The 9,404-nt window shown below is 29.4% G+C and carries 8 protein-coding genes and 1 other annotated feature; of the genes, 2 read left to right on the forward strand and 6 right to left on the reverse strand.

What is annotated here, in order from left to right; genetic code table 11:
* Positions 1 to 59: 59 nt before the first annotated feature.
* Entirely contained in the window at positions 60 to 308 is a 249-nt protein-coding gene (locus E6248_RS09350) for a TIGR04540 family protein (protein WP_136006266.1), read from the reverse strand.
* Between the two features lie 267 nt (positions 309 to 575).
* On the opposite strand from E6248_RS09350, the gene ahpC reads away from it, so the two are divergent.
* Positions 576 to 1,139 (forward strand): alkyl hydroperoxide reductase subunit C, encoded by a 564-nt coding sequence (ahpC, locus tag E6248_RS09355; protein WP_316340550.1) that lies wholly within the window; start codon positions 576 to 578, stop codon positions 1,137 to 1,139.
* A 128-nt stretch (positions 1,140 to 1,267) separates the two neighbouring features.
* Positions 1,268 to 2,926 (forward strand): FAD-dependent oxidoreductase, encoded by a 1,659-nt coding sequence (locus E6248_RS09360; RefSeq protein ID WP_316340551.1) that lies wholly within the window; start codon positions 1,268 to 1,270, stop codon positions 2,924 to 2,926.
* A gap of 532 nt (positions 2,927 to 3,458) precedes the next feature.
* Here the strand turns inward: E6248_RS09360 and E6248_RS09365 are convergent.
* The 5 genes from E6248_RS09365 to E6248_RS09385 form a co-directional block, all read right to left on the reverse strand.
* Positions 3,459 to 4,763 (reverse strand): dicarboxylate/amino acid:cation symporter, encoded by a 1,305-nt coding sequence (locus tag E6248_RS09365; protein WP_316340552.1) that lies wholly within the window; start codon positions 4,761 to 4,763, stop codon positions 3,459 to 3,461.
* A 277-nt stretch (positions 4,764 to 5,040) separates the two neighbouring features.
* Positions 5,041 to 5,272, reverse strand: a binding site (T-box leader).
* Positions 5,273 to 5,459: 187 nt separating this feature from the next.
* On the reverse strand, positions 5,460 to 6,500 hold the full coding sequence (locus E6248_RS09370) for a galactose ABC transporter substrate-binding protein (protein ID WP_316340553.1): 1,041 nt from the start codon (positions 6,498 to 6,500) through the stop codon (positions 5,460 to 5,462).
* A gap of 23 nt (positions 6,501 to 6,523) precedes the next feature.
* The gene (locus E6248_RS09375; RefSeq protein ID WP_316340554.1) at positions 6,524 to 7,498 is read right to left on the reverse strand and encodes a substrate-binding domain-containing protein; all 975 of its coding nucleotides are present in this window, start codon (positions 7,496 to 7,498) and stop codon (positions 6,524 to 6,526) included.
* Positions 7,495 to 9,291, reverse strand: a complete 1,797-nt coding sequence (locus E6248_RS09380; RefSeq protein ID WP_316340555.1) for a sensor histidine kinase — start codon at positions 9,289 to 9,291, stop codon at positions 7,495 to 7,497. The genes E6248_RS09375 and E6248_RS09380 overlap by 4 nt, the downstream gene beginning before the upstream one ends.
* 9 nt (positions 9,292 to 9,300) lie before the next feature.
* Positions 9,301 to 9,404: helix-turn-helix domain-containing protein (locus tag E6248_RS09385; protein WP_316340556.1), on the reverse strand; the 104-nt coding region annotated here is incomplete at its 5' end.

Consider the following 9,404-nt stretch of genomic DNA (forward strand, 5'->3'; position numbering starts at 1 on the left):
TTATAGTTCTATAAAATGAATCCTATATTAATTAATCTTTTGTTATTTGAATTTATTATCTAATTCTTTTTCTCTAGTATTTGTTCTAAAACATTTAATCTAGTCTTACCTAGAATTTGTTTAGGTTTTTTAGCTATCTCTCCGTCTTTGTAAAACTTGTTCTTATTTGCTTGGATTACTGAAAATATCTTCTCTTCTAAATCCTCATCCTCAATATTTCCTTCAAAATAATTATCTATGTAGTTTCTCAAAGCATAGCTTAGTTCCTCTTGATTTTTATAATATAGTCTAATTCCACCCTTATTCAAGAATATTATCCTCCCTAAAAAATCTACTTTTAAATATATTTTATACCAAATATATCTAGTTTACAACCTGATTTAGAATTCTTAATTTTTATTTAATTATTATTCGTATTTATAAGTCACATTTAAGAAATACTATAAGTTGAATACGTTATTTTAGCTAAATGATAAAAATTATCAATTATTTTACCAAAAAGTGTTGACAAATTATTAAATAATAATTATTATTAATACATAGAGAATATTAAAAGATTTTAGGAGGAAAAATTTATGTCATTAATAGGAAAAAAAATTGAGGATTTTAAGGTTCAAGCTTATCATAATGGAAAGTTTGTAGAAGTATCAAATGAAGATGTTTTAGGAAAGTGGGGAGTTTTCTTCTTCTATCCAGCAGACTTTACATTTGTTTGCCCAACTGAATTAGGAGATTTAGCTGATCACTACAACAGCTTTAAGGAAATTGGAGCTGAAATTTATTCAGTATCAGAAGATTCACACTTTGTTCACAAAGCATGGGCTGATACAACTGAAACTATTGGAAAGATTCAATATCCAATGTTAGCTGACCCAACTGGTAAGCTTGCAAGATTCTTTGAAGTTCTTATCGAAGAAGAAGGTATGGCTTTAAGAGGAACATTCATAGTTGATCCAGATGGTGTTATCCAAGCTTATGAAGTTCACCAAAACGGAATCGGTAGAAATGCTGAGGAGTTATTAAGAAAAGTTCAAGCTGCTCAATTCGTAAGAGAACATGGTGATGAAGTTTGTCCAGCAAACTGGACTCCAGGCGCTGATACTTTAGTACCAAGCTTAGATTTAGTAGGAAAACTTTAATATATAACATATGGGGAGATTTGCTCCCCTTATAAAAACTTAGCGAGGTAAACTCGCTATTTTTTTAATAAATAATGGATAATAATTATTAGCTAATAATGGCATAATTAGAATATAGGAGGATTATTATGAATAATATATATGATTTACTTATAATTGGTGGTGGACCTGCTGGGTTATCTGCTGGATTATACGCTGGAAGAGCTAGGCTTAAAACTCTAATCATAGAAAAAGAGCATACAGGTGGTCAAATAGCAAGTACTGCTGAGGTTGTAAACTACCCTGGAATTGTTAAGACTACTGGTCCAGATTTAACTAATCAAATGAGAATACAAGCTGAAAACTTTGGAGTTAAGTTCCAAACATCTGATGTAATAGGTGTTGACCTTGAAGGAGAAATTAAAACAATTAAAACTAGCTCAGGTGATATTCAAGGAAGATCTGTAATAATTGCTACTGGTGCTTCACCTAGAAAGCTAGGTTTCCCTGGCGAAATAGAATACGGTGGTAGAGGTGTTGCTTACTGCTCTACTTGTGATGGTGAGTTCTTTAAAGGTCTAGAAGTTTTAGTTATCGGTGCAGGTTTTGCGGCTGCTGAAGAAGCTATATACCTAACTAGATTTGCTAAGAAGGTTATTATTATAGCAAGAGAACCTGAATTTACATGTGCTAAGTCTATAGGTGATAAGGTAAAGGCTAATAAGAATATTGAAATAAGATTTAATACTGAAGTAGTTGAAGCAGTTGGTGATGATGTTTTAAGATCTGTAAAACTTATAAATAATGTTACTAACGAAAGATCTGAATACTTCCCACCAAAAGAAGATGGAACATTTGGTATATTCGTATTCGTAGGATATCAACCACAAACAGATGTATTTAAGGGTAAAATAGATATGGATAGATGGGGTTATGTTCTTACAGATGAGAATATGCAAACTAACATTAAGGGTGTATATGCCGCTGGTGATTTAAGACCTAAGATGTTAAGACAAGTAGTTACAGCAGTTGCTGATGGTGCTATTGCTGCAACAGATGCTGAAAGATACGTAGCTTCTGAAAAAGAAAGACTTGGAATAGTTGAAGAAGAAGTTATTGAAGAAAAAGTTGAAACAAAAGAAGAAGCTCCAAAGCTTAGCTCAAAACCTGGTAAAAGTTCACTTCTAAACGATAATTTAAGAACTCAATTAAAGGGTGTATTATCTAAATTTGAAAATAATATTTCACTTGTTTCAATTGTAGATGAAAGTAATGCTAAGTCTATAGAATTAAGAGACTTAGTTCTAGATATTGCTGACTTAGGTGATAAAGTTGAAGCTATTATCTATAAGAAAGGTGAAAACCCAGAAATTGAAGAAAAAGTTCATGCTGATAAATATCCAGTAGTTGCTATATTAAATAAAGATGGTGAATATGCTGGTGTTAAATTCCATGGTGTTCCAGGAGGTCATGAATTAAATTCATTTATATTAGCTATGTATAATGTTGCTGGACCTGGTCAAGCTATAGAAGAATCAGTACTTAATGAAATAAAGTCAATTGACAGAAAAGTTAATATTAAGGTTGGAGTATCACTATCTTGTCATGTATGCCCAGATGTAGTTGTAGCTGCTCAAAAAATTGCTATTGAAAACCCAAATATAGAAACTGAAATGTTAGATTTATCAAACTTCCCAGAACTTAAGAGTAAACACAAAATAATGAGTGTACCAGCTATAATAGTTGATGACTCAAAGGTTTACTTCGGTGGCAAAAAGCTACAAGATATTCTAAACTTAATTAAATAAATTAATATTAATTATAACTACAAAAAGGGGTTGAAATTTCTCAACCTCTTTTACATAATCCTTTAAAATTACATTCTAAATTATTTAGTGCTAATTATTAGCTAAAAAAATATAGGCTATATCATATCGAATATTTTATTCAGTATGATATAGCCTTATTTTTTATACTAATGTACTCAGACTCACCCCCTATTTCTACATTATATTCTGGCTTTAACTATCTATTTTTCATATACTCCTCTTTCATATGAATAAAAATCGTATCTTCATCAATTTTAGAAAGGCTATTTCTCCAATTAACAGAATACTCTTTATAAAGTTATATATAATTTAAATCCTCCGTAATATTATAAAGCAATCTTACTAAATCATTGTTAGGTTATAATAAATTTATTACAATTTGGGAAACCTATTTTATGAATAGATATAATTTTATTTTTCATGATTTTATTATGCTCAAAAAAGAGGATTCACATACGAATCCTCTTTTCATTGGGTTATTTGTGCAATATCTCAAAACTCTTTACAATGCTTATACAGCTTGCTCTTCAACCTTAGCTAGCTTTCTCTTCTCTGTTTCATCTACTACTACTGCAGCTACCGCTGATCCTGTTACATTAGTTAATGTTCTCATCATATCTATTACTGCATCTACTGCCATTACCATTGCCATACCTTCTATAGGTAATCCCGCTGTTGATAATACAACTGTTGTTGACATAGTTGCTGCTCCAGGTACCCCTGCTATACCTATTGAAGATATTATAGTTGTTAGTATTATTAAGAAGTAATGATATGCAGTTAAATCTACATTAAATACATTTGCTACAAATACTGCCACTATTGCTGGATATAAACCACCACATGCATTCATTCCAATTGTTGATCCAAGTGGAGCTACAAAGCTTGCTATATTTTCTGATACTTTTGCATTTTCAACTAAGCTTTTTATAGTTACTGGTAATGTTCCATAACTACTTTGGCTAGTAAACGCTACAACTTGTGCTGGGAAAATATCCTTAAAGAATTTAATTGGATTCTTCCTAGCCACAAATGCTACTAATGGTGTGTGTACTAGTATTATTTGTAATAAACAAGCTAGATAAACTGCTACAATAACTGCTATTAATGATTTTAAGGTATCTATTCCATTTTTCGCTGCTGCTGTTGCTATTAATGCAAATACACCATAAGGTATAAATTTTAGTACAATTCTTGTTATTCCTAATACTAGTTCATAAGCTGATAATATCACATCTTTGAATGCTTTAACTTTTTCAGGATTTTTATTATCTTCTATAACTAAGGCTATTGCTACGAATAATGAGAAAATAACTATCGGTATAATTTGATTATTAACGATTGAAGCTATTGGGTTTGAAGGTAGAAAATCTAAAATAACCTTTGAAAAAGATGGTATTTCTCTAACTTGGAATCCTTCAACTCCTACATAAGTTAATCCTTGTCCAAGATTAAATAATTTTCCTATAACCAAACCTATTGCTGTGGCTATTCCTGTTGTTCCAAGTAATATACCTAAGGTCTTAAAACCAATTGCTTTTAATGTATCTAGATTTTTTAATCTAAGGATACTTGTTATTATTGATACCATAACTAATGGTACAACTATCATTTTAATTAAAGATATATATCCCTTACCTACTACTTCTAAGTAAGAAGCGCTATCTTTGAAAAATACACCTATAGCTAGTCCTAAAGTTAATGCTGTTAAAGTTGCAAATGAAAACTTATTTGTTTTAGCTTTTACTAAATAAATTAAATAAAATGCTGCTAATGATAAAACTATTGATACAATTAAATTAATATTGATATTCATATTATTCCTCCTATTATAAATTAATACTTTAAATATTTATTTGTTCACGAATCTCTGTATATTGATTCTTTAGATAATTACTGTTTATTAATTAGTTAATAATTTTTTTCCTTTAGAATAAAATAATGAACGTAATAAGTTTGCTTTCTCTTTCCCTTTTCTCCAAAGCATTTTAAATTTATATATGCTAAATGGATAATTAGGCCATGAAGTTATAATAACCCTCTTATAAAAAGTCATACCTCCATAAAAAACAAAAAATCCCCTGCCCTGTAAATACAGAGGCAGAAGATTATCTTCCACGGTTCCACTCTGATTAGATATAAAATCCATCTCATCTTAGGTACAAAATATACCCTATCTCTATAATGGGAGAACCCATAACCCCCTACTCTATTCAAGGATTAAACTCAGAGGTGCAATTCATTAACAATATTATAGGTTATCTCAGCAAATTAACCCTCTCTTTAATAATACTTATTAATTACTCTCCTCATCTTAGTTTTATTCATATCGGAATACTATGATTTAATTATAATCATTTTTATTTTCCTTGTCAATAAAAAATATATATTAAATATGTCTTTTAAGGAATATTTAATATCAATATTTCATTCATATTTAATCACACAAAAAGGACATTATAACATTATTTAATATACAATGTTAAAACATCCTCCACAATATTTTTCTTTATTATTTTAAATATTCATCTACATTATCTATAGTTACTTTAGTATGTGGTAACTTTTTATATTTACCCTTCTCCATATCACTTATATTTTCTAAAGAACCACCTTGTGCTACATCTATTGCTATCTCAAAAATAGCTTCTGCTTGAGCATTTGCATCACTTATAACAGTTCCTGTCATATCGCCAGCTTTTATTGATTCCATAGATTCTTTAATTCCATCTATTCCAACAACTATAGGCTTTTTAATTAAGTCACTATTGGAATTTATCGCATACATAGCCCCTAAAGCCATAACATCATTATTACTAAATACTACTTCTATCTCATTCCCAAACTCTTTAATCCATTGGGTCATTTTGCTATTTGCCTGATCACTTTGCCAATTAGCGCTATCATCTGCTAACTTTTCTAATTGTATTCCCTTTTCATTCAGAGATTTAATGCAATACTCTGTCCTTATAAGTGCATCCTGATGACCAGGTTCCCCCTCAAGCATAACATATTGAATTATTCCATCTTTATTCTTATCATATAAATCCTTATTAGAAAGCCATTGCTTAGATACAATATCTGCTTGTAGTCTAGCAGATTGTTCTGCTTGTGCTCCCACATAATAAATCTTATTCCATCTATTCATATCCTCTTCTACAGGTTCTCTATTAAAAAAAATTAATGGAATATCTGCCGACTTCGCTTTATCTATTATTGTAGCTGCTGCTGTTCTATCTACCAAATTAACACATATTACATCATAATCTTGATTAATAAACTTATCAATTTGATTCCTTTGATTTAATGTACTCCCCTTTGCATCTACGAACTCAAGGAAAATCTTAAAATCGTAATTACTTTCATTTTCCTTAACTATTTCTCCTAAGTTATTTGAAATTATTGATATAAAAACATCATCTTCCCTATATAATGTTACTCCAATTTTAATTTCTTTCTTAGACTTAAGACTCGCGTCTTTTCCACATCCCACTATCAGGGTAGATATAATTATTAAGCTAAGTATATTGAAAATTTTCTTACCTTTTATCACAATACCCTCCTATAAAAAAATACTTATCTCGCAATAGGAAATAACATTTTTTGATTTTCCTTATAATACATATTATCACTATTTATTAAGGTTGATGTAATATTAATTTTACTGTCAAGCTTCTTATTTTCTATCCTAGAAACAGCTGTTTTTATACTTAAATATCCAACATTAAATTCATTCTGCATTGCAATTGCATCTACTATATTTTCTTCTATTAAAGAAATTATAGTACTAGTTCTCCCAGTTCCATATATCTCAATGTCGGCTTCTATATTAGTATTATTAATTATATTTTTCTTCGCTTTACCTAAAGCTTCTAATACACTTGGCTCAAAAGCTACTAATACTTCTCCCTCCTTCCCTTCAACTATACTTCTGACTCTACTATATAATTTTGAATCATCTGTAGGTAATTCTACTACATCATAAGTATTTTTACTCTTACTTATTTCATCTACAAACCCATCATATCTATCACTAATGCTACTACAACTTAACTCACTTTTTGCAACAATTATTTTATTTCTTGTATTTCCATTTCTCAATATCTCTTCTGCTAAGCTTTGTCCTAGTTCGTAATTATCACAAGAAATATAAGGTATATCTTGTTTTGTATCTATAGTTGATTCAAATAATACTATTGGTGTTTTTTTATTTATATTTTCTATTGTTGTTGATAGCTCTGTATAATCTGCTGGAGATATAATAATAGAATCTGCTCCTGAACTTATTTCCCTTTGAAGATACTCCTTTTGTTCCTCAACACTATTTTCTTCAAGTAAAGTTATAAATCTAAGATTCACATTCATTTCTAAAGAAGCTTGTTCCATACCAGCCTTCATAATGCTCCACTCTTCACTATTCTTCCCCCTAATTATTACGGCTACATCATATATAACAACTTCTTTCTTACCACCTTCCCTAATTAAAAGTAATGAGGATGCTAATACCATTAAAAATAATATGATAAATACTAATTTCTTCTTTATTCTCATTGCTTCGCCTCCCTTATACTCTCAAATTCTATGGATGGCATATGAATTCTAATTGTAGTTCCTTCGTCAGGTTCACTATAAATCTCTAATCCATATTCTTCTCCAAAATATAACTTAATTCTTTCGTGAACATTTTTTAGACCTATTCCTGAACCTTTTCTTTGCTGATTATTCACTTCTTCAGTTAAAAGCTTGTCCGCTACTTCTTGTAGCATACCTAAGCCATTATCAATAATGTCTATATATAAATCTTCATTCTTCTTATAAGATTTTACTAATATATCTCCCTCACCACTCATATATTCCATACCATGATAAATAGCATTTTCTATAAGTGGTTGTATTATCAATTTAATACTTGTTAAATTTAATGTTTCTTCATCAAACTCGATACTATAACTAAATTTATTTTTATATCTTATATTTTGTATAGTTAAGTAATTTCTTGCATGCTCTAATTCATCTCTTACTGTAATTACATTTTTTCCTTTACTTAAACTAATCCTAAAGAATCTAGCTAAAGCAGTAACCATTACTATTGAACCATCATAATTCTCATTTTCAATCATCCAAATTATAGAGTCTAAGGTGTTGTATAAAAAATGCGGGTTAATCTGAGCTTGAAGTGCATTTAACTCACTTTTTCTTTTTGCTTCTTGCTCTACCATTATATTTTCCATAAGTAAATTCATCTGATTAACCATAGATTTTATTGCCTTGGCTAAATGTTGTATTTCATAAGATCCATTTTCAGGTATATTTAAGCTTACTACCCCATTTTCAAATTCTTTTACAGCTTTCTCTAATGCTCTTATTGGATTTGCTATCCTAGATGATACAAACATATTAATTGATATTAAGATAAATATTGCAAAAATCATAATAAATATTGCGAAAACTCTAAATTCATAGTATCCTGCTGTTACATCTGACATTGGTGATATAGCAACTAATTTCCACCCAGTATATCCGACTGTCTTTACAGTAACTAGTCTTTTATTTCCCTCAAAATTTTCAATATGATTACCATCTTCAAATTTAGCTGCTTCATAATTATTTTCAGTAATTAAGTTAGAGTAAATAAGTTGTTGCCTAGGATGATAAATTATTTCTCCATCAGTATCTATAAGATATACATATCCATTTTTGCTTACTTCAACATTTTTGCATATCTGCTCTATTCCGCTAAAATTCATGTCTACTAAAAGTACTCCACTACTAGTTTTCCCACTTTTAGTTATTTCTACAGCCCTACTTAAGGATACTACCCATGTGTATTTATAGTTAGGATCATAAAACAAATTCTGAACATGAGGAGTTGAGAAATGTAAGTTTTCTTTTTTATTTTTTGCATTTTGAAACCAATCGTTATCTCTAGGATCTATATTGCTTTTTAACTGTTGCAGTGGATATGAATCTATTATTTCTCCATATTCAGAAAATAAAGTAATACTTATTAAATTATCTTTGTTGGCTTCATAAATTAAATCCATTTCCTTTTTTATATTTTCAACTGCCATATCTGTCTTTTTAATAGCACGGTAATAAATAGTATCAGAAATTTTCATCATATTTCTTAAGTAGCTATCTAAATTCAAATTTACTTGCTCTATAATCGTTTGGTTGTTCTTAGAAACTACTTCTTCTGTAGAATTTAAAAACCTTAAGTATAATGCTCCTCCAACTACTATCATTCCTGCAACAGCTACAATAGTAAATGAAATTGAAATTATATATTGAATACTAGCCTTTTTGTAATATTCTTTTAATTTATCCCTTATAAAATTTAGCATATTATTTTCTCAATTCTTTCTATACCTAGATGGTGATATTCCAAACTTTTTCTTAAATACATAACTAAAATAATTTGCTTCTTGATATCCGACCCTTGTAGCTATAATATATG

The sequence above is a fragment of the Clostridium sp. genome, from assembly GCF_032552055.1.
Lineage (GTDB): Bacteria > Bacillota > Clostridia > Clostridiales > Clostridiaceae > Clostridium.